Origin of the sequence: Bacillus sp. RC240 (genome assembly GCF_044907945.1) — a bacterium.
Taxonomy (GTDB): Bacteria; Bacillota; Bacilli; order Bacillales; family Bacillaceae_G; genus Bacillus_A; species Bacillus_A mycoides.
In genome coordinates, this window is sequence record NZ_JBIYCT010000003.1 from 564,627 (window position 1) to 583,077 (window position 18,451).

Consider the following 18,451-nt stretch of genomic DNA (forward strand, 5'->3'; position numbering starts at 1 on the left):
AAATACATTAAAAAAGCATCCAAATTATTTTAATTGGATGCTTTTTTAATGTATTTTTATCAGTTTATTAACTTTATAGCTACATATAATAAACTTAAGATTACTATTCATTATCATACTTACGCTTTCCGTAGCATTCTAGAAAAGAATGTAACGATTAAAATAAAGACGATTGCACCTAATAAAGCTGGAAGAATAAAGATGCCTCCCCATTCAGGGCCCCAGTGACCAAATAACGCACTACCTACCCAAGATCCGATTAATCCGGCAATAACATTACCAACTATACCTAAAGGAAAGTCTTTTCCCGTAATCATTCCAGCTAACGCACCAATAAGTCCACCTACAATACACGTAATAATAAGTCCCACAATTAGACCTCCTATATATTTTTATAATGGATTTATCAAGCTTTGGCGTTTAACCAAAGCTTGATAAACATGTATTATTCTTTGTTATCCAATCCATCACTTATCTTTTGTTCCACTTTTCCGACTTCTTCTTTTACAGTTCCCTTCGTCTTCTCCCACTTCCCTTCATTTTTCAACTCTCTATCTTCTGTAACTTCACCAATTCCTTCTTTTACTTGTCCCTTTTTCTTTTCAACTTTACCAGTAATTTGTTCTTTTAGCCCGCTCTCACTCATATTTCCAATCTCCTTTTCGTAATAGATTTGTAGATTTAAAGAGTATGAATTTAAATAGAATACGTGCATCTTCTTTCTTGTAACCATTCACCGACTCTTTCTAAATCCTTAACGAATAACAAGATTTTCCCTTCATCCAGTTTTTCTTCATAAAAGTTAGCTTCTTCCTCATTAAGTCCTAATTCTTGCATCTTATTTCTTAACTGATCTCCTGTTTTTTGAAAAACATTAATAATACTTGTCCCAAGGCCCTCTTCTTTTATTCCAATTGTATTCACGTCTACATTGTCTGCGATTCTATCTGTCCTTTCTTTCTCATGTGTTAATACGTAAATATCTTTTTGGTCTATTCCTTTCTTCACTAGATCATTCGCTGCATTCATGACCTCTTTCTCCGTAATAAATTCATATACAAAAGGCTTACTATACTTCGTTTCCATCTTTAACTTCCTCCTCTAAAATGAATTATTTGTTATATTATATGTAATACACCCATTTTCGAAATGTTAAACATAAAATATGAAAAAAATTATGTGAATTTTGATTTTGATAGAGAATGAACCGCATATTTTTCATATATACGCTTCATATTATTCATACGAACATCATTAAAACTAGTAAACATGTCTCCCTATGATTTACAAAATTATCTCCTTACAATAACTACCTAAAATAACAGAAAATTGTTATAATTAAACGTAAGGAGGGATACTATGAAAAAAATCATATCTATATGCGCTCTAAGTGTTCTATCTTTCACTTTAATAGGTTGTACAAGCACTTCTACTACAAACAATACTCCAACAACTAAGCAAGAAAATACGAAAAATGCCATTCAATTAAACTCTGCAGACATTACCAACATTGAAATGTTTAGAACAACAAGTAATACTAGTTCCAAATCTCAAACAGATAACGAGGAAATGATACAATCAATCGCTTCAGCAGTCCAAAAAGGAACACCGAAAACAATCACACTAGATCAAAAAAAGAGGGCATCTGCGCATTCTACTATAACCGTTACATATAAAGATGACTCAAAAGAAGAGTTTCTTGTGTGGGGTGATAATAAGGAACAAATTACGATTGCTAAAGATGAGAAGAAAGATAAAGTTGAAGGTGTGACGGTGAATATTAAAGACGCTAAGATAATGAAGGATTTTTTTAAAAATGATAAAACGTAAAAGGATCCCCATCAACTTAAGGATTCAAAATCAGCAAAAAATTTTGTTCAGAAACACTATAAAATTCCAGCCTAATAGGTCTGTGGCGAGACCGTATATTATTAAACTTAAAATGTTTCAAATCGAAGGAAGACGCCTTATAAGGTGTCTTTTCTTTATTTTCAAAAGGACCTGCTCAATTCATGCTTAAAAACATAAAGTAAAGTGAACCCGTTAAAATACATGAGTGACCCCTTGTTTTATCCTCTTATCTAAAGGAGGAACTATTATGGGCTTTGGTGGTAGTTGTGGTAGTTGCGGCGGCGGCGGCTTCGCTGGAGGATTTGCTTTATTAGTTGTATTATTTATTTTATTAATCATAGTTGGAGCTAGCTGCTTCTGCTAAAAAACTATCGGAAAAAGACACTCTTATATGGGTGTCTTTTCTTCATGAAAAAATCCCCGTGCTAAACAAAAGATAAAATAAGCTGCCCATATGGACAGCTTATTTACATAATTATCGTTCTCGGAAGTAAAGTTTTAAAAGTAATTTATCCATAGTGATATTAAAATTACTACTAACAGGGGGAGCACCACAAAACGCGAATTTCGTACGCTAAGAGATCATCGGTTTCTTACTGTTTAGTTGTTTCTAGTGGTTGTAGAGAGTCTACTGGTGCACTTTCTCTTTTGCTAAATCGGTATTCTCCTAGAAAGTTAATGTGTTCCCACCTTACTGGAGAACTATGTTTTAATAATTCTTCATCAAATTGTTCTTTTTTCTTCAAAGCTTTTATTGCTTCACTTAAATAAATAGTATTCCACATACTAATTGCATTAATTAAGAGGTTTAGTGCACTACTTCTTTGAAGTTGATCTTGTAGCACTCTTTCTCGTAATTCACTATGTTTTTCAAAGAAAATAGCGAAAGGCAAGACGATGAATACATTTACAAAGTGACAAAACTGTAAGAATGCACGAATGTTTGTAAGAAAGTTCGATGTTTTCCTTTTTCATTTTTTATTATAGTGAAAAAGAAGAACGAAATATTCTCTTATGTAGGAAAGGAAGATAATAATGATTGATCTATTAAATAAATGGATGTTAGAAAGTACAGGCAATTTCAATATCGTTGTAGGACTTACAGCACTTCTATTTTTGGGTTCAGTAATTGCACTTATTATTATTTACAAAAAAATTGGTAAACCAGATGAAAGAACAAATGCTATTTATTTAAAAATTACTTCTCGTATGTTTACTACTCAAATTCTAATGAATGCTATATTTATTTCTTTAGTTGGTAAAGATATTGAGAATTTCCGTCAAATCTTTATATTATTTGAAGCTTTTGTATTCTTTATTGGAGCTATTTATTCGTTTAAATTATATAGACAGGAATACAAATAATTCACTTATAAGTGGAGATAACAGGGTTCTTGCTATGTACAGTAAAGTGAATTTTTCAAATCAGGGGTACTGTAAAGTGACAAAAAAGTTGTTTAATTTAAAATAAAGTCGCTTAAAAAATAATAAAGTTGTTTAAAAATCTAAGTTTTATTCAACAATCGGGCCATTTTGTGGAAGATCAGCAGAAACTTTTGAGATCTTAATCAAAATAGTAATTAATCTATCGAAGTTGTAAAATAAGGGTAAGAATAGTTCTGGGGGGATTTATATCAATTATAATGCTATTAATCTAAGCGAGAAACTGTCCAAATTCAGTGAACACTGGTCGCCCAAAGTCATTGGTGAAATGAATGACTATCAGTTTAAGTTGGTTAAGATTCTGGGGGATTTTGTATGGCACGATCATAAAGACACCGATGAGGTATTCATCGTGATAGACGGCGAGATGTCCATCACATTCCGCGATGGACAGGTTAAACTTTCCAAAGGAGAAATGTATGTGATACCAAAAGGTGTGGAGCATAAGCCTTATGCTGAAAAGGAATGCCATATAATGCTGGTAGAGCCTAAAGGTGTAGTCAACACTGGTGAAACTAATTCCAAACTAACTGCTGAAAATAATATATGGATTTAAATCAATAATTCAGTTACTTTCTCTGGATCAACATATAAAAGGAAGTTACATATTTTCCACAATCGGGCGCTATTGTTGAATAAAAATTAGATTTTTAAACGACTTTATTATTATATTTTTTAGTGTAGTGAAATACCTTACTTTAAAAATTAAACAACTATATTTTTAACCCCGTCCTAAATTTAGAACGGGGTTATGCTTGGTTGAGCGTTTAAAATTAAATAACTTTATTATCATTTTACAGGTACCACTAGCATTTTGAAAAAAACACGCTAAGCAAAAAAACAATACGCCGCCCATATGGATAGCTTATTTACATAATTCTCGTTAACGGAAATTAACTTATCGTTTATTTAAGATTAGTAATAATTCATAATATCTCTTTTACTTTTCCCAATAAACTTCTCCACTTTGAATTTTTTTTAAAACTTCTTTCCAACCTTCTTCTGTAAATTTATCCTTATCTGACTTTTTTACAGAAATTAGTTCTGAATACCCTACCTCTTCTGTCTTATTTTCTTTTGTTGAGATAGATTCTGCAACTTCAATCTTTTCAGGAACAATAGGGGTACTTTTTTGAGTTAATACAGTACTATATATTCCTACAATACCAAGCATCAAAGCAAAAGATAATATCACAGTGGTTTTATTCATCTTTTTTATATTCATCGAATTTATTACCTCCTTTTTATATTTTTATTGTATATCATATTCATGCTAGGTTAACATAACGTTTCATTATCAGTAGCAAGGAAATAGGCGGACCCTTACTCTCACAAGGAATCCGCCTTTTTCTTTTTCTATCATTCTATACATCTTTTTATACATTTCTATTGTGGCGCGGGTTTTCGGGTTCTCGTTTGTTATTGGATTAGCCGAAAAACTGTATAAAATCTTGCATGCTCTTAGCGGGGTGCCGCCAACAAAACACGATTTCGTACGCTAAGAAAAAAGCCTTGCTACATAGGTAATGTAGCAAAGCTTTTTTAAGTTGTTTAATTCTCGCTCCACTATCGGCTTTGTTAACTAACACTTTAATTATTTTAACAGCCTTTTGTTTAATTCCCACAAAGCCGTTTTGTTACTATCCCATTTTAAAAGCGTTACGGCTTCCTCAAAGCACAGCCATTTATAATTGAAGTGTTCTTTAGATAATTTAATATTTTTTGTAGGAACTTTAACTCCAAAAGAAAATTCTTTTATTACATAAACATCTTCGCCCCAAAGAAATTCACCAACTACATCCTCTACTGGTAGTGAAGACACAGAATCTAGTTTTATATATGGACTTTCTCTTGTAATACCAGCCTCTTCAAATGCTTCCCGTTTTGCTGATTCAATAGGAGTCTCACCATCTTCTCCACCACCAGCTATTCCTTGCCAATAACCATAATCACTTCGATTAAAAATGGCATATTGAATGGAATCGTCAGTTTTTATATAAGGAAATATCAATACTTGATACGGTGCTCTCATTGCTTAACCTCCTTCCGAAAAAATATGAACAATTTATTCACTAACTTGCTATTTTAGTAAATAAAGTATTTGCATTTAAACTTTATAAAACTCAAATGTATTTTTTTCTAAACATATTGTTTCATTGGAATTTTTGATAATAATATCAAAACGTTGACTATATGGATGCATAAACACTTCATACTGAATCCGACGTTCTTCATGAGACTTCCTTAAGTAATTAATATCGGCTCCTCTTTCAATAATATCACGGCTAGACCTTCTCATTAATTCTGTTTCTCCATCTGTATAGAAGTAAATTTTCAAATCAAATAAATTTGGATTAATAAATGCGACACTCATTCCTTCTACAATCGTCACCTTATTTTTCGTAGAAATTAACTCACTTTTTATATAATGTGTATCCATTGTATAAAAATCTAAACCAGCTCTTACCATTTGAACATCTCTTTCTAACGCAGACAAATGATGGGCTGATGGATGACAAGCTGTCATTTTATCATAATGATTTTCATTCTGATATGTATAGTGGATATTTGTATACTTTCGTACATTTGAACTAACAATGTATGGATCTGTATTAATATAACTCACTTTATTTTGATTTAATTGGTTTATGAGCTTATTGGCGAACGTTGTTTTTCCGGCAGCACCGTGTCCTGAAATGCCAATAACAATCTGTTCATCGGTCATACTAATCCAATTTATAATTTCTTGTAATAACTTTTTCATTATTCTCCCCCTGTTACTAATATACCCCCTTATTTACATCATCTTAATATAGAGGTATCCTACTGTAAAATCATGCATGAAGCGAAAAAAATGGTATGATTATCCATCGTATCATCTCTATTTTTAAAAAACTATAGTAATTTTCGAAGGATTTTATTGTTATTTGGTGTAGTACCACACGTCCATCAAGCTAATATTTTGAAGTGTCCCCAAAACGAAAATTTTATTATTTTACAGTTGTTTATAAGAACTTAGCTTATTTTCTTTGTTTTGGAGAACTACCAATTTCTTAAGTTGACGGATGTGTAAGGCTGCCTCACAAAGAACAATGTAAAAGTAACATCCATAATTTTGCACTCACCCTATTTTACGTTTACTCTGATTCTGTCATTTCATCTATATGAATCTGTTTTCCTGTGAATAGTTTGTAAAACAGATGTGTGCGAATATCTAACAATTTATGTAGCGCATGCCATTGGCTCCAATGGTGTGCGTTTTGATTATATATATATATGTTTGGAGTGCCGGTGGCACTTTTTCTTTATATCCTAATCAAAAAAACGTAGGCTCATGCATACCGATATTCACCTCCTACCTAAAATTGGTATTTCACACCTTCACATTTTTGAGGAATGAGTCTTTTGTCGGAAAACAATAAAATCTTATTAATTTTTATAATTAGTAGAATTTTTATAGAAATAATCTTCTTAATCTATTAAAATTATACCGAATGATGTCAGATTGTATCGTATGATGTCAGATTGTAATAAGGGGAGAGAAAATTTTATGTTGAAAAAAATCATTCCAGTTGCTTTAGCATTAAGTACAGTTACTTTTTCAAGTGTATTTGCTGCGCCTCCAGCTCAAGCAACTACAGAACCAAACCGCTACATAGATGTACAAATGCTCGGTATTAACGATTTTCATGGGCAACTAGACACTGTAAAGAAAATTAACAATAAAGATGCAGGGGGAATCGAGTACTTAGCGGCTTATTTACGTGATCATGAAAAACAAAATCCGAATACATTAAAGGTTCATGCTGGCGATGTTGTTGGAGCAAGTCCTCCTGTTTCAGCATTATTACAAGACGAACCCACGATTGAATTTCTAAATGATTTAAAATTTGATGTTGGAACCATAGGAAATCATGAATTTGATGAAGGTATTGAAGAAATGCACCGCCTTATTTATGGTGGATACCATGAAAAAACAGGGAATTTTAAAGGAGCAAAATTCCCATATGTTGCCGCAAATTTCTATAATAAATCCACCGGTCGTCTATTTTTACCACCATTTACTATAAAAAAGGTACAAGGAGTTCCTGTTGGCTTTATCGGAGTCGTAACAACAGATGTTCCTAACCTTGTTATGCCTACTATGCTAAAGAATGTAGAAATTACAGATGAAGTTGAAGCCATTAACAAATCCGTAAAGAAATTAAAAGAACTTGGCGTTAAATCTATCGTTGTTCTTGCACATAACGGAGGTACAACAGATGAGAACGGCGTAACAAATGGTGATCTCGTCCGACTAGCAAATGAGACTGATCCAGAAGTCGATGTTATTTTTGGGGGGCATAGCCACACCTATGTAAATGGAACTGTTAATAATAAACTTGTCGTACAAGCAAATTCTTATGGAATGGCTTTTGCTGATGTTGATGTAAAGATTGATCGTAAGACAAAAGATATTGTTGAGAAAAAAGCAGAAATTATTACAACCTACCATGAAGGCATAGAGCCTGATAAAAAAATAAAGAAAAAGATGGAGAAATATCAAGAAAAAATCGCACCTCTTGTCAATGAGGTTGTTGGTAAATCTACAGCTCCACTAGATCGAAAACAAAATACGGCCGGCGAATCTACTCTCGGCAATTTAATCACTGATGCTCAGCGTGCAACAATGCAATCCCAAATTGCTCTTATGAACCCTGGTGGTATTCGTAATGACTTAGATGCTGGTGATATTACATGGGGAGAGGTATATGGCATTCAACCATTCGGAAATCAATTAATAAAAGTTAATTTAACGGGTCAAGACATTCGTGATATTTTAAATCAACAATGGCAAAAAGACATAACAAGAATGCTTCAAATTTCAGGGATCCAATACACTTGGGATGCGAACAAGCCAAATGGAGAAAAAGTCACAAGTATTCGCTTAACAAATGGAGAAGAAATTATTCCTTCTAAAACTTACAGCGTCGTTGCGAACGCATTTCTAGCTTCAGGTGGAGATGGATTTGTGTCCTTTAAAAATGGGAAAGATGCTGAAACAGGACCAACTGATTTTGAAGCATTAGTAGATTATATAAAACAAGCAAAAGAACCAATTCAGCCTATTATTGATGGAAGAATTCAAAAAACAAATTAGCTTTTCATTAATCTCAAAATACCTAGATTACCTGTTCGCTATACTTTTTAGTGTGCAGGTAATCTAATTTTTCTTGTGTGGGTTTGAAATAAAGTCCTACCGTGGTCAACGGATTTACCATCGATATGCAAAGTACCGAAAAAAAGTAAAGCCAACAAAAAATAACCCCAAAATCAACTTTTATTGTTTATTTTGGGGTTATTTGACGTTTACATTAATTTGGACCGATTTGAATTATCTGGATATACTTTCCACCTACAATACTATATAGCTCTCACATGTTCAGAAAAACGGCTTTTTCTTTTAAAAACTTTGCTTAACGTACGAAATTCGCGTTTTGTTGGTGCTACACCATCCGCCATCAAGCTAAAATTTTATAGTACCCCCAGAACGAAATTTTTATCTCTCTACAGTTATTTATGTGAATTCAGCTCGTTTTTTTCGCTTTGGGGGATAATTAATTTTTTTAACTTGATGGCGATGAGGTGGTACCCCTACTAAACGAGCAATTATCTGGTGTCAATTTACATTTAAGGTTGCTCCAGCCATATTTGCATAAGATGGGCCTGCTGCTTGCATAACTATTGCGGTCATTACTGGAACCGTGACACCTACTCCTAAATTGATTATTGAGAAAATAATTACTAATAACAAATATGGCATATATGGATAAATTCACCAGAACATCCTTTTTTGTTGTATGATTAATTAGGTGGTATTATTTCTAAAATTAATCATGGAATTTCTTTAGCAAATCCTGAACTGTTTAATAGCTTAGTCGAAAACTGAATTGAACATGATGCCCTGCCGAAAGAAGTAAAAGAAGTTAATTAAGTTCTCTTTTAACCCTAGATAAACAGCAATATATGTTCTAATTCCCTTAAATGTTGTAAGGAGGTGGTGAAATTATGAATAAAAAAACTTGGTTTATATTTACTTTTTCAGCTATTTTAATAGCTGGTTATGCTGTTTTCCAATATTTTATTATGGATGGATTTCAAGCAGGGTTTGTTCAAATGAAGCTTATGTTTCTATCTAAAATGAGTGCATTTTGGTACATTATGTTATTTATACATATTGCAACTAGTGTAGTAGCATTAATAATTGGTCCTTTTACATTATCCACAAAATTTAGAGAAAAGAATATCAGTCGCCATCGAATGATTGGAAAAATCTATATGATTGGTGTATTATTTGGCTGCGTTTCAGGACTTTATTTATCCTTTTACGCTACGGGAGGATTAGTAGGAAAGCTTGGTTTCGGTTTGTTATCCGTATTTTGGCTAACATCGGCATATCAAGCATTAAACAAAGTTAAGAATAAAAAAATTCAAGACCATCGGAATTGGATGATCAGAAATTATTCCTTAACCTTTGCGGCAGTTACATTAAGAATTTGGCTACCTTTATTTGTATTGCTATTTGGACTGGAGCATTTCGAACTTAGTTATGCTGTTATTGCTTGGTTAGCGTGGGTGCCAAATTTAATCATTGCAGAATTATTTATAAGACAAAGTCTTAATAAAGGACAACAACAGAAAAATGCTGATTTACATTTTTGATGCAATTTATACGTAACTCGACTGAATCCCTTGATGGCAACCCGAAAGGAAGGCCGATGTCTTCCCGCCCTACATAAGAAGATCACCTTAGTGTGTCTTTTTTTTATTTTCAAAAGGACCTGCTCAATTCATAAATGCATAAAGTAAATTGAATCCGTTAAAACACATGAGTGAACCTTTGTCTTCCTCCTCCTATCTAAAAGAGGAACTGTTATGGGCTTTGGTGGTAGTTGTGGCGGCTGTGGCTTCGCTGGAGGATTTGCTTTATTAGTTGTATTGTTTATTTTATTAATCATCGTTGGAGCTGCTTGCTTCTGCTAAAAAACTATCGGAAAAGATCCCCGTGCTAAACAAAAAATAAAATAAGCTGCCCATATGGACAGCTTATTTTATTTTTGCTTAGCGTGTTTTTTTTGATGCATGTTGATCGTTTTTATCGTTTTGGAGTAACTCGTCCTTGTTAGCTTGATGGATATGGGGTATTTGCATTTCTTATCTTGATGGCAATGTGAAACTATCCCTAATATAAAAATACTTTGTCTTTACAAATAATACTCAAACATTTTTGCAACCTTTTCTTTCACTTTTTCTTTTATAGATAATTGATTGACGTCAGAGGATGTTACTTGCTTTGAATTTTGTAAGTCTGCGTTAATCACTGGTTTTATTCTCGAAATATAGATAGGGTCATGAATATAACAGTTCATTTCTTCATTTAAATGAAACGAGCGTGAATCAAAATTCACGGTCCCAACCATCAATACTTTTTCATCAATCAAAAATACTTTACCGTGTAACACCCCATTTTCATAACCATATACTTCCATCCCCTGTTTTAATGCTTTTCGGATATATGGATATGCTGCTTCTTTAACTAATAGTGCATCCGAATGAGGTGAGAATAGAATTTTGACACGGACTCCCCTCTTTCTTGCATCTACTAATGCGTTCCAAATAGTTCTGTCTTTTGGTATAAAATAAGGTGTTAATATAATGATGGATTCTTTTGCTTGTTGAAACAGCATTGCATAATCTTGCCCAAGTTTTTCTCCACTATAATATGCAGTAAATCGTTGCGAGGTTGCTCCCTTTTCCTTTACCGCATTGTGTATCGGAATCGGTTTCTCTGAGTTTTTATTCCAGTCTAATACAAATTGGTGTTCTAAATCTTGAACTCCTTCTCCTCGTATTTGAAGATGATAATCTCTCCAATAACCAAGTTTTTCTTTTTCCCCCAAATACTTCTTTCCGATGTTGAATCCGCCAATGTAACCAACCTTTCCATCAATAACTGAAATACGACGATGATTCCGATGATCCAAAGAAGAAAAAAGATAAGGGAAAACAGGTTTATTGTAATATGTAAAATGAACTCCTTTTTTAACTAATAATTCTCTTTCCTTTTTCTTTAGTAAAATTCCACCTAACCTGTCCACTGCATAGTATACTTCTACACCTTCCTGACTTTTTTTCCGCAATAGCTCTAGAAACTGATGACTTACTTTATCATCAGCAATAGAAAAAAAGTTAATATGCACGTAATGCTTTGCTTTCTCTATATCTGAGAATAATTGATCGTTTAACTGTTTCCCATCTGTATACATAGTAATATCACTTTGACGCATAGGGTAGACTAGAATTCTGGCTAAATACCCCATTTTTTTCGGCTATTGTTCTGTCAATTTCCCCCCAAACAAACAGAACTAAACATCCACCGATAAATAAAAAGAGGAATGCTCGGAAAATTCTTCCTATCTTTTTCAGCATATTTAATCTCCTTTATATATTATCGTTTTATTTCTGTTAGTTTTTGTTATTGGGACAAAACTATTCCATGCATCTATTAGCTAAAAAATTCTCCTTTGAATGATTAACTATAAAATTTCTCATTCGTATATCCCTAAAATTGGAAATCGTACTTTGATAACAAAATAGGCATTCTATATTTTGAAGTACATTTACAAGGAGGAATACTACATGACAGTAAGTACTAAACTTAAACAAACTATCGCTGGATTAAAGAGTGCTCAAGCATGCCTAGAAGGATTTGTTCTTGATACTGATAACAAGCAAGCAAAACAATTATATAAAGGTGCAGCACAACAAACTCAAGAAATTATTGAATCTTTAAATCCTCGTCTTCAACAAATTGAACATGAAGAGCCTCAGTACAAGTAATAACATAATACCTTTCACATAGAATATCGTCCCCATGGAAGAGTGCCCAGCTTAAATAACGATTATCATAATGCTGATTACGATTAAAGGGTATCGCCATATGCCCATCAACTTAAGAAGCGGAATACACAATCTGCGTATGCTTTTATGAAACGACTCGTTCAAACTTTTGGAGAACCAACGGTTCTGACAACAGATAAGGCCCTTTCTTTACTTTGTTCACTCAAAAAATTAAAGGTGAATGACTTTTATAAAAGTACTACTCATTCTACAATCAAACATTTCAATAATTACATAGAACAAGATCATCGCTATGTAAAGCGCCGGTTTGCTAAATCCTCAGGATTCTAACACTTCGCATAAATCTGTCCTTATAGGTCAAAATATGTAAGGTATTGTGCTGGAATGCACTTGCCTATTCTAAATAAGGAGTGAGATGAGTGGCTGATAAAAACGAACGTAACCGTGTTGATAATGATACTGGCAAAGCGGTAGGAACTGGTGTCGGTGCTGTCGCTGGAGCTGCTTTGGGTTCTGTTCTTGGTCCACTTGGTACCGTTGCAGGAGCTGTTGCAGGAGGAGCGATGGGTAACAAAGTCGGCGAAGGTGCCGATGAGGCTAATGACAGTGTTGCGAACCGAGAAGATTAGACTTTAACCAAAGTGACACTGAATGAATTGGATTCCCAAAAAGGGAGTCCTTTTTTTTATTAAGTTAATTCAGCTTTTTTAGGTAAATTCCCAGTAAGATTGTGAACCAATTCACTTAAAGTAACGTGTGCGTTAGTTCAACAAGCTATAAGCAGCAATCATAATCATTTTCTTGGTCTTCCGCAATCGGGCGCTATTGCTGAATAAACCTTAGATTATCAATCGACTTTATTGTTATATTTTTGAGTACAGTGAAGTATCTTATATCGGAAATTAAACAACTATATTTTAACCCCGTCCTAAATTTAGAACGGGGTTATGCTTGTTTTAGCTTTTTAAATTTAATAGCACCACCTAAATGGAAGTTTTACCTCGAAACGAAGAGGTAACTCCAATTCTAAAAGAAGGGACTGAAGTGTTTTGGAGTTTGTAGAGTTGATAGATGCTTCAAAATATGTTTCACCAAGTCGTGATAAACCTTTTAAAGCTTATAAGCATATTACTGAAAATTGGGATGATAACTGGGATAATGTAAATTCACAGTGGAAAAATATAATTGGAGGATTATCAATTTCTAGTGTCCAAGGTGAAGCCTTCAAGGAAGTTACTAGTACCATAGAAGGTTTCTTTAAGGAACAGGAATGACTTAATAGTCATTCCTGTTTGTTTTTTTGCGGTATCAAGTTAAGAAGCACATTCTTCCCCAAAAATCATAAAAATGAACTTCGGTGCTATAAAAAAATTCCATTTAGGGGGTACTTTAATATCCTAAAACAAAAAATGAGCTAAATCCTCCTAAATAGCTATATAGAGATAAAGTTGTTATTACAACATATTTTCCACTTTCAACTTAGTTATCATTAGAATGTTTTTCTATAAAATCAAGGATTCTGGCATTAACTTCGTTAGAGAACTCACCATTGATTGCGTGAGATGCATTTTTCCAGTTAACTATATCTATATCTTTAACGTATTTTTTCCCAGTTTCAACTGCTTTTACAGAATTGTGCATTGTACTTTTTTCAGCCATTAATGCAAGCACTGGAACATTGATATTTTTCAAGTCTTCTTTACTAAATAGATCAGGTGCTGGTGTTTTAAGTTTATAGTTACGCATACCCGACTCGATTAACTTAGCGATAGGCTCATCGTCATTTGTTTCTGCTCCTCCAGATACATAGCTTAACATCTTTTGTCTTATAAACTTAGGTACAATAGGGACGGCAGCTGGAATAGATGCAAGAATCATCTTTATGGGCATTTGCGCAAATACAAAGACTGGGTCCAATAAACTAGCCGTAGCAATATGCTCTGAATTATATCTGGCCAAATTCATTGTTGTCCAACCTCCAATGGAGACACCCACGATATGCACTTTTTCTAAACTTAATTCTTCAATTACTTCATTTAACCATTCTGCTTGTTGTTTTTGGTTTTCAATCACCTTCGTTTGCACACTCATTCCAGGTTCACCGAGTAAATCTATCGTGTAAACAGGCCTTTTCTCCCTTAGCCCTTCTAAATTGGGTACCCACATTGGAGTAGATGCACCACGTCCAGGGAGTAAGAGTATTGGCTCCTTATGTTTGTTTTCCTCTTTAGTAAAGTAATAAGCACGAATTGTGCCATATTTAGTTTTTATATCTTTCGTATCGTTAGGTTTTGGAAGAAGTGCCATTGATTCATCGTAGGCACTTTGAAAGTCTTCCTTTCCTTTTTCAGATGTAAAGTGACCAATCCTATTTTCATCTCTCTTCACTTGAATTCCTCCTTTCTACAAATATATTGATGAACTTTATCAATATATTCATGACAATAATCCGTTGAAAATTTATCTTCTTTAAGCCAAAATTCTCATTTAGAAAAAAGAAAAGACACCCTAAGGTGCCTTTCTCCGACTTGAACCATCTTAATTTTAATAATATATATTGGACTCCCATCCAAATATTATTTTACCATGTTAAGTTGTTTTGTTCATTGAGAAATATGGTTCAAATCTATATTTTGTTTTAACTACCTTTTTAAAGAATCTTCTAGGAATCCTTCTAATTCCTTTTTGATTTCTTCAGGTTTCATCTGGTCAACTGGTTTATAATTACCATTAGCATCATAGTTAGCCGAATCCTTTTTAGGATCATATGTAGATGGTGCCTCTTGTCCTGCAGATGAAGAAGGAACTGAGTTGGAATTCGTAGTAGTATTAACAGGTTCTTCTTTTTTCTTTATTTGATTCATATCAGAATTATAATCTGATTTAGTGTATTTTTTATTATCATTAATTACTAATTCTTTATAAAAAACATCCATTGTGTATTTGTCATTGCCATCAGAAATATGGAGATTGTCATAAATGCAACGGTTGTCATTCCCACATTTAATTAGGCTTGAAGATCCATCTAGCTTATTAACAGCATCTTGCATCACTTCATATTTTTCCATTGTTTCTAAATCGGAGAATCGTTCATCTACATTTATATTAATGTTTACTGAAGTTCTATCTTCCTTTTTACCACCTTCTTTGTAACTAGCCTCTTCAATATACGGAAACAACTTGCTATCTTGTAATTTTTCCGTAGCATCTTCTTCTACAACTTTCATGTCTGCTGAACAACCAGTGAATATAAGACACGTAATAGCTATCAATAAACTCATAAATACTTTCTTCATATACATCACCCCTGATTTTATTTATGTCTGAGGACAAAATAAAATCACTCTTTCGAGTGCCTAATTACGACTAACTCCCAATTTCGATTCAACTTCAGTTAAACTAGCTACAGCATTGATTAGTTTTTGATCAGAAAGTTGGATTGATTTTTGAGCTTCATCCATTCTTTCTTTCATTGGAGCTACCCCTTTTATTCCTTGAGTTACAGCTCTTCCAGCATTACTTCTATAGTTCGTTGCTAGTCCAAAATCAACTCTGAATTTCTCAATCTTCTCTTTTAATACAGGATCGTTTAGCTTCGCACCGCTTTTAAACGCAGTATTTTTATTGGATAGTTCATCGTATCGATTTGTAACTGACTCCATTTTCTCTTTTAAAGTGTTCTTGTCAATAGATGCAGGATCTTTGCTTGCTTCGCCCCAAATAGGTCTCCAGTCCTGATTCCAAATTTCATCATATTCTTTTATCATGGCATCAATAGTAGGCTTGATTTCGTTTTCGTATGTAGCCTTATCAGCGTTTACAGCTGGCTTAGGTTCTTCCTTTTTCTTAGCTTCATCTTGTTGCTTCTTCTGTTCTTCTTTTATTGGAGCATCCTTTTTGCTTTCTTGTTTTGGATTAGTAGATGCTTTTTCTTTCGAATCATTACTACCATCAATAACTGCAGCAACAAAAATGATGACTACAATTGCTATTACCCCTAAACACCCAAACTTAAAAATTTTACCCATTATGTAGTTCCTCCAGTGGTTAAATGTAAGATTTACTGCACAAGCATAACAGAAACAGTTACAACTATTTCGTCATATTCTGTCGAAGAGCAATAAAAAAGACACCCTAAGGTGCCTTCCTCCGACTTGAACCATCTTAATTTTAATAATATGTATTGAGGTAGCGTCAGAAAAATGCTGATTTACAACGTTAAGGAAATTTCAATATTAAAAAGCCTAATTTCTCAATTAAATATGAAGAAATTAGGCTTTTTTCATTTAGTGATGAAACCCATTATCACATTTCGTATCATGTGGCATAGGCCCGTCCAGGGAATCCAGAAAGGCAACGGTCTGTTTGAGGTTCCTCAAAAATAAATGCGCGAGATCCATGGAAAATCCATTTCGAACCACAACGCGCATAATCGTCACCGCTTCCATATCTGGAGGCAATGGATAGGCGGGTACTTGCCAGCCGAACACACGCAATTGTCGAGATAAATCATAAAGATTCCAGTTTAATGTGTAACCATCTTTCAGTCGCCAAGCGAAAACCGGAATATCCGAACCATCGGACAAAAGTTCGAACGGTTCCATCTTCTGAATCGCCTTGCTAAGAAAAAGAGCGACTTTCTGAGAAGCCCTTTGGACATCATAGTACCCACTTTTCCCCAAACGCAGGTAATTGTAATATTGCAGGAGCACTTGTGCGCCAGGACGAGAGAAATTCAGGGCAAAAGTCGGCATGTTCCCGCCCAAATAGGAGACGCGGAAGATTAGATCCTCAGGGAGATCTTCAGCTTCCCGCCAAATTATCCAACCCAACCCAGGGTAGACTAATCCATATTTATGTCCGGATACATTGATGGACTTCACCCTCGGTAATTGAAAATCCCAGACTAAATCTGGTTGAAGAAACGGTGCTATAAATCCCCCCGAAGCCGCATCCACATGCATGGGAATGTCGAGGCCCGTCCTCTCCTGTAAATCGTCCAACGCTTTCGCAATGGCGGCAACCGGTTCGTAAACCCCAGTATAAGTCTCACCTAGAATCGGTACCACACCAATCGTATTTTCATCCACGGCAGCGAGGACCCCCTGAGGATCCAATCGGGGATGCTCTGGGCTAACCTTCACATAGCGTGGTTCAACCTCCCAATAGTTCGCGAATTTTTCCCACACGACTTGAACAGCAGAACTAAACACAATATTGGGCCGATCCACCGGCTTCCCTTCGCTTTTGCGTGCATTTTGCCAGCGTCTCTTTAACGCAAGCCCCCCGAGCATACATGCTTCCGACGATCCAGTTGTTGAAACGCCCATAGTCGTAAGGGGAGTGGGCGAATGCCAGAGGTTTGCTAAAATGCGGACACATCTCTCCTCAATTTCGGCTGTCTGTGGATATTCATCCTTGTCAATCATGTTCTTGTCGAATGATTTGGCATATAAGTGCTCTGCGGCAGGCTCCATCCATGTGCTAACGAATGTTGCAAGATTCAAGCGAGCATTGCCATCAAGAGCAATTTCATCATGGACGATTTGATACGCTGTTTCTGGTAACATGCCTTCATCAGGCATGTGAAAGCGCGGAACGACTGATTCTCCTTCGCGGGCAAACAGAGGATTTACAGAAAATTCGTGAGGCAGCTCCATTTGCACGTGACGCGGTAGATATTGTGGATTATCTGGCATGATCTCTTTTCCTTCGTATGCATCGTTTTGAACTTCTGCTTTTCGATCCTGTGGCATACAAGTCCCCCTTAATTAATTGTTTAACAAACATATTATTTACAAAAAAGCAGTTGTTACACCAAGGGGACAATTCTAATAAAAGGTGCTGCCACCATTCGAATTAAAGGAGAAGCCATGAATAGACTTGCAAGAGCTATTTTCTTCGGAAAACTAGGTGAGCTTAGGGAACAAACCATACAGCATCAATTGCAAAGGGCCAGTGCCTTAAACATAATTATCAATGCCATCAGTATCTGGAATACTTTACTTCTAACAAAAGCAGTTAAATATCAAAGACGGATAGGTAGTTTTAATGAGGACTTATTGCATTATATGTCATCTTTAGGTTGGGAACATATCAATTTACTAGGAGAATACCATTTTAATTCAGAAAAAGTGGTCTCATTAGATTCTCTAAGACCATTGAAACTTTCTTAGTGTTGTAAATCCACATTTTCCTGACTCTACCCCATGCCCATCAAGCTAACCAAGTACACCATTTACAAATTCAAAAGAAT

General features: G+C 34.6%; 21 protein-coding genes and 4 pseudogenes. 12 read left to right on the forward strand and 13 right to left on the reverse strand.

Features of this window, described 5'->3' with window-relative positions; all coding sequences use genetic code 11:
* Positions 1 to 119: 119 nt before the first annotated feature.
* The 3 genes from ABH955_RS14610 to ABH955_RS14620 all read right to left on the reverse strand — a co-directional run bounded on the left by ABH955_RS14610 (position 120) and on the right by ABH955_RS14620 (position 1,086).
* The gene (locus tag ABH955_RS14610) at positions 120 to 371 is read right to left on the reverse strand and encodes a GlsB/YeaQ/YmgE family stress response membrane protein (protein WP_000522902.1); all 252 of its coding nucleotides are present in this window, start codon (positions 369 to 371) and stop codon (positions 120 to 122) included.
* A gap of 74 nt (positions 372 to 445) precedes the next feature.
* Positions 446 to 646, reverse strand: coding sequence for a CsbD family protein (locus ABH955_RS14615; protein ID WP_404455684.1), 201 nt, complete (start codon positions 644 to 646; stop codon positions 446 to 448).
* A 50-nt stretch (positions 647 to 696) separates the two neighbouring features.
* A complete protein-coding gene (locus tag ABH955_RS14620) occupies positions 697 to 1,086 on the reverse strand; it encodes a YflT domain-containing protein (RefSeq protein WP_242311198.1) in 390 nt (129 codons plus the stop codon).
* Between the two features lie 273 nt (positions 1,087 to 1,359).
* On the opposite strand from ABH955_RS14620, the gene ABH955_RS14625 reads away from it, so the two are divergent.
* On the forward strand, positions 1,360 to 1,830 hold the full coding sequence (locus ABH955_RS14625) for a hypothetical protein (protein ID WP_404455681.1): 471 nt from the start codon (positions 1,360 to 1,362) through the stop codon (positions 1,828 to 1,830).
* Between the two features lie 268 nt (positions 1,831 to 2,098).
* Positions 2,099 to 2,215, forward strand: coding sequence for a YjcZ family sporulation protein (locus tag ABH955_RS14630; protein ID WP_002069235.1), 117 nt, complete (start codon positions 2,099 to 2,101; stop codon positions 2,213 to 2,215).
* A gap of 229 nt (positions 2,216 to 2,444) precedes the next feature.
* Here the strand turns inward: ABH955_RS14630 and ABH955_RS14635 are convergent.
* Positions 2,445 to 2,735, reverse strand: a pseudogene (locus ABH955_RS14635) (Tn3 family transposase); the annotation flags it as partial.
* A gap of 151 nt (positions 2,736 to 2,886) precedes the next feature.
* Between ABH955_RS14635 and ABH955_RS14640 the strand changes: the two are divergent.
* Together ABH955_RS14640 and ABH955_RS14645 are read left to right on the forward strand one after the other, a co-directional pair.
* Entirely contained in the window at positions 2,887 to 3,216 is a 330-nt protein-coding gene (locus tag ABH955_RS14640) for a hypothetical protein (protein ID WP_016083241.1), read from the forward strand.
* A gap of 268 nt (positions 3,217 to 3,484) precedes the next feature.
* On the forward strand, positions 3,485 to 3,850 hold the full coding sequence (locus ABH955_RS14645; RefSeq protein ID WP_050001571.1) for a cupin domain-containing protein: 366 nt from the start codon (positions 3,485 to 3,487) through the stop codon (positions 3,848 to 3,850).
* 384 nt (positions 3,851 to 4,234) lie between these two features.
* Here ABH955_RS14645 and ABH955_RS14650 read toward each other — a convergent pair whose 3' ends face one another.
* The 3 genes from ABH955_RS14650 to ABH955_RS14660 form a co-directional block, all read right to left on the reverse strand.
* On the reverse strand, positions 4,235 to 4,519 hold the full coding sequence (locus ABH955_RS14650) for a hypothetical protein (RefSeq protein ID WP_129146861.1): 285 nt from the start codon (positions 4,517 to 4,519) through the stop codon (positions 4,235 to 4,237).
* A gap of 369 nt (positions 4,520 to 4,888) precedes the next feature.
* A complete protein-coding gene (locus tag ABH955_RS14655) occupies positions 4,889 to 5,326 on the reverse strand; it encodes an NUDIX hydrolase (RefSeq protein WP_001202613.1) in 438 nt (145 codons plus the stop codon).
* Between the two features lie 75 nt (positions 5,327 to 5,401).
* Positions 5,402 to 6,058: a uridine kinase family protein gene (locus tag ABH955_RS14660; RefSeq protein WP_003193613.1), complete on the reverse strand. Its 657-nt coding sequence runs from the start codon at positions 6,056 to 6,058 to the stop codon at positions 5,402 to 5,404.
* Positions 6,059 to 6,844: 786 nt separating this feature from the next.
* Here ABH955_RS14660 and ABH955_RS14665 point away from each other — a divergent pair.
* Positions 6,845 to 8,434, forward strand: coding sequence for a bifunctional metallophosphatase/5'-nucleotidase (locus ABH955_RS14665; protein WP_404455674.1), 1,590 nt, complete (start codon positions 6,845 to 6,847; stop codon positions 8,432 to 8,434).
* A 519-nt stretch (positions 8,435 to 8,953) separates the two neighbouring features.
* Here ABH955_RS14665 and ABH955_RS14670 read toward each other — a convergent pair.
* A complete protein-coding gene (locus ABH955_RS14670; RefSeq protein ID WP_252195824.1) occupies positions 8,954 to 9,097 on the reverse strand; it encodes a methylenomycin A resistance protein in 144 nt (47 codons plus the stop codon).
* 245 nt (positions 9,098 to 9,342) lie between these two features.
* Between ABH955_RS14670 and ABH955_RS14675 the strand changes: the two genes are divergently transcribed.
* A complete protein-coding gene (locus ABH955_RS14675) occupies positions 9,343 to 9,996 on the forward strand; it encodes a DUF2306 domain-containing protein (protein WP_404455668.1) in 654 nt (217 codons plus the stop codon).
* 213 nt (positions 9,997 to 10,209) lie between these two features.
* Entirely contained in the window at positions 10,210 to 10,317 is a 108-nt protein-coding gene (locus ABH955_RS14680) for a YjcZ family sporulation protein (protein WP_000505670.1), read from the forward strand.
* A gap of 221 nt (positions 10,318 to 10,538) precedes the next feature.
* Here the strand turns inward: ABH955_RS14680 and ABH955_RS14685 are convergent.
* Positions 10,539 to 11,763: pseudogene (locus tag ABH955_RS14685) on the reverse strand (phospholipase D-like domain-containing protein).
* Positions 11,764 to 11,973: 210 nt separating this feature from the next.
* Here ABH955_RS14685 and ABH955_RS14690 point away from each other — a divergent pair.
* The 4 genes and pseudogenes from ABH955_RS14690 to ABH955_RS14705 all read left to right on the forward strand — a co-directional run bounded on the left by ABH955_RS14690 (position 11,974) and on the right by ABH955_RS14705 (position 13,469).
* Positions 11,974 to 12,174 (forward strand): DUF1657 domain-containing protein, encoded by a 201-nt coding sequence (locus ABH955_RS14690; protein ID WP_000218933.1) that lies wholly within the window; start codon positions 11,974 to 11,976, stop codon positions 12,172 to 12,174.
* Positions 12,175 to 12,288: 114 nt separating this feature from the next.
* Positions 12,289 to 12,522 (forward strand): annotated as a pseudogene (locus tag ABH955_RS14695) (DDE-type integrase/transposase/recombinase); the annotation flags it as partial.
* Between the two features lie 92 nt (positions 12,523 to 12,614).
* A complete protein-coding gene (locus ABH955_RS14700; protein WP_404446421.1) occupies positions 12,615 to 12,824 on the forward strand; it encodes a glycine zipper domain-containing protein in 210 nt (69 codons plus the stop codon).
* Positions 12,825 to 13,244: 420 nt separating this feature from the next.
* Positions 13,245 to 13,469: a hypothetical protein gene (locus tag ABH955_RS14705; RefSeq protein WP_404491261.1), complete on the forward strand. Its 225-nt coding sequence runs from the start codon at positions 13,245 to 13,247 to the stop codon at positions 13,467 to 13,469.
* A gap of 205 nt (positions 13,470 to 13,674) precedes the next feature.
* Here the strand turns inward: ABH955_RS14705 and ABH955_RS14710 are convergent, their stop codons facing one another.
* The 4 genes from ABH955_RS14710 to gad all read right to left on the reverse strand — a co-directional run bounded on the left by ABH955_RS14710 (position 13,675) and on the right by gad (position 17,951).
* Positions 13,675 to 14,583 (reverse strand): alpha/beta fold hydrolase, encoded by a 909-nt coding sequence (locus ABH955_RS14710; RefSeq protein WP_404446415.1) that lies wholly within the window; start codon positions 14,581 to 14,583, stop codon positions 13,675 to 13,677.
* Between the two features lie 254 nt (positions 14,584 to 14,837).
* Positions 14,838 to 15,497 (reverse strand): hypothetical protein, encoded by a 660-nt coding sequence (locus ABH955_RS14715; protein ID WP_003187716.1) that lies wholly within the window; start codon positions 15,495 to 15,497, stop codon positions 14,838 to 14,840.
* Positions 15,498 to 15,551: 54 nt separating this feature from the next.
* Positions 15,552 to 16,223, reverse strand: a complete 672-nt coding sequence (locus ABH955_RS14720; RefSeq protein ID WP_003187718.1) for a hypothetical protein — start codon at positions 16,221 to 16,223, stop codon at positions 15,552 to 15,554.
* A 258-nt stretch (positions 16,224 to 16,481) separates the two neighbouring features.
* The gene (gene gad / locus ABH955_RS14725) at positions 16,482 to 17,951 is read right to left on the reverse strand and encodes a glutamate decarboxylase (RefSeq protein WP_404491262.1); all 1,470 of its coding nucleotides are present in this window, start codon (positions 17,949 to 17,951) and stop codon (positions 16,482 to 16,484) included.
* 105 nt (positions 17,952 to 18,056) lie between these two features.
* On the opposite strand from gad, the pseudogene ABH955_RS14730 reads away from it, so the two are divergent.
* Positions 18,057 to 18,371: pseudogene (locus ABH955_RS14730) on the forward strand (Tn3 family transposase); the annotation flags it as partial.
* Positions 18,372 to 18,451: the final 80 nt, after the last annotated feature.

What these genes read in the sequence shown, in the direction of transcription:
- ABH955_RS14680 (WP_000505670.1), top strand. Translation starts at nt 10,210, where the DNA reads ATGGGCTTTGGTGGTAGTTGTGGCGGCTGTGGCTTCGCTGGAGGATTT.
- ABH955_RS14630 (WP_002069235.1), top strand. Translation starts at nt 2,099, where the DNA reads ATGGGCTTTGGTGGTAGTTGTGGTAGTTGCGGCGGCGGCGGCTTCGCT.
- ABH955_RS14615 (WP_404455684.1), bottom strand. Translation starts at nt 646, where the DNA reads ATGAGTGAGAGCGGGCTAAAAGAACAAATTACTGGTAAAGTTGAAAAG.
- gad (WP_404491262.1), bottom strand. Translation starts at nt 17,951, where the DNA reads ATGCCACAGGATCGAAAAGCAGAAGTTCAAAACGATGCATACGAAGGA.
- ABH955_RS14660 (WP_003193613.1), bottom strand. Translation starts at nt 6,058, where the DNA reads ATGAAAAAGTTATTACAAGAAATTATAAATTGGATTAGTATGACCGAT.
- ABH955_RS14665 (WP_404455674.1), top strand. Translation starts at nt 6,845, where the DNA reads ATGTTGAAAAAAATCATTCCAGTTGCTTTAGCATTAAGTACAGTTACT.
- ABH955_RS14670 (WP_252195824.1), bottom strand. Translation starts at nt 9,097, where the DNA reads ATGCCATATTTGTTATTAGTAATTATTTTCTCAATAATCAATTTAGGA.
- ABH955_RS14715 (WP_003187716.1), bottom strand. Translation starts at nt 15,497, where the DNA reads ATGTATATGAAGAAAGTATTTATGAGTTTATTGATAGCTATTACGTGT.
- ABH955_RS14690 (WP_000218933.1), top strand. Translation starts at nt 11,974, where the DNA reads ATGACAGTAAGTACTAAACTTAAACAAACTATCGCTGGATTAAAGAGT.
- ABH955_RS14720 (WP_003187718.1), bottom strand. Translation starts at nt 16,223, where the DNA reads ATGGGTAAAATTTTTAAGTTTGGGTGTTTAGGGGTAATAGCAATTGTA.
- ABH955_RS14620 (WP_242311198.1), bottom strand. Translation starts at nt 1,086, where the DNA reads ATGGAAACGAAGTATAGTAAGCCTTTTGTATATGAATTTATTACGGAG.
- ABH955_RS14655 (WP_001202613.1), bottom strand. Translation starts at nt 5,326, where the DNA reads ATGAGAGCACCGTATCAAGTATTGATATTTCCTTATATAAAAACTGAC.
- ABH955_RS14625 (WP_404455681.1), top strand. Translation starts at nt 1,360, where the DNA reads ATGAAAAAAATCATATCTATATGCGCTCTAAGTGTTCTATCTTTCACT.
- ABH955_RS14675 (WP_404455668.1), top strand. Translation starts at nt 9,343, where the DNA reads ATGAATAAAAAAACTTGGTTTATATTTACTTTTTCAGCTATTTTAATA.
- ABH955_RS14650 (WP_129146861.1), bottom strand. Translation starts at nt 4,519, where the DNA reads ATGAATATAAAAAAGATGAATAAAACCACTGTGATATTATCTTTTGCT.
- ABH955_RS14640 (WP_016083241.1), top strand. Translation starts at nt 2,887, where the DNA reads ATGATTGATCTATTAAATAAATGGATGTTAGAAAGTACAGGCAATTTC.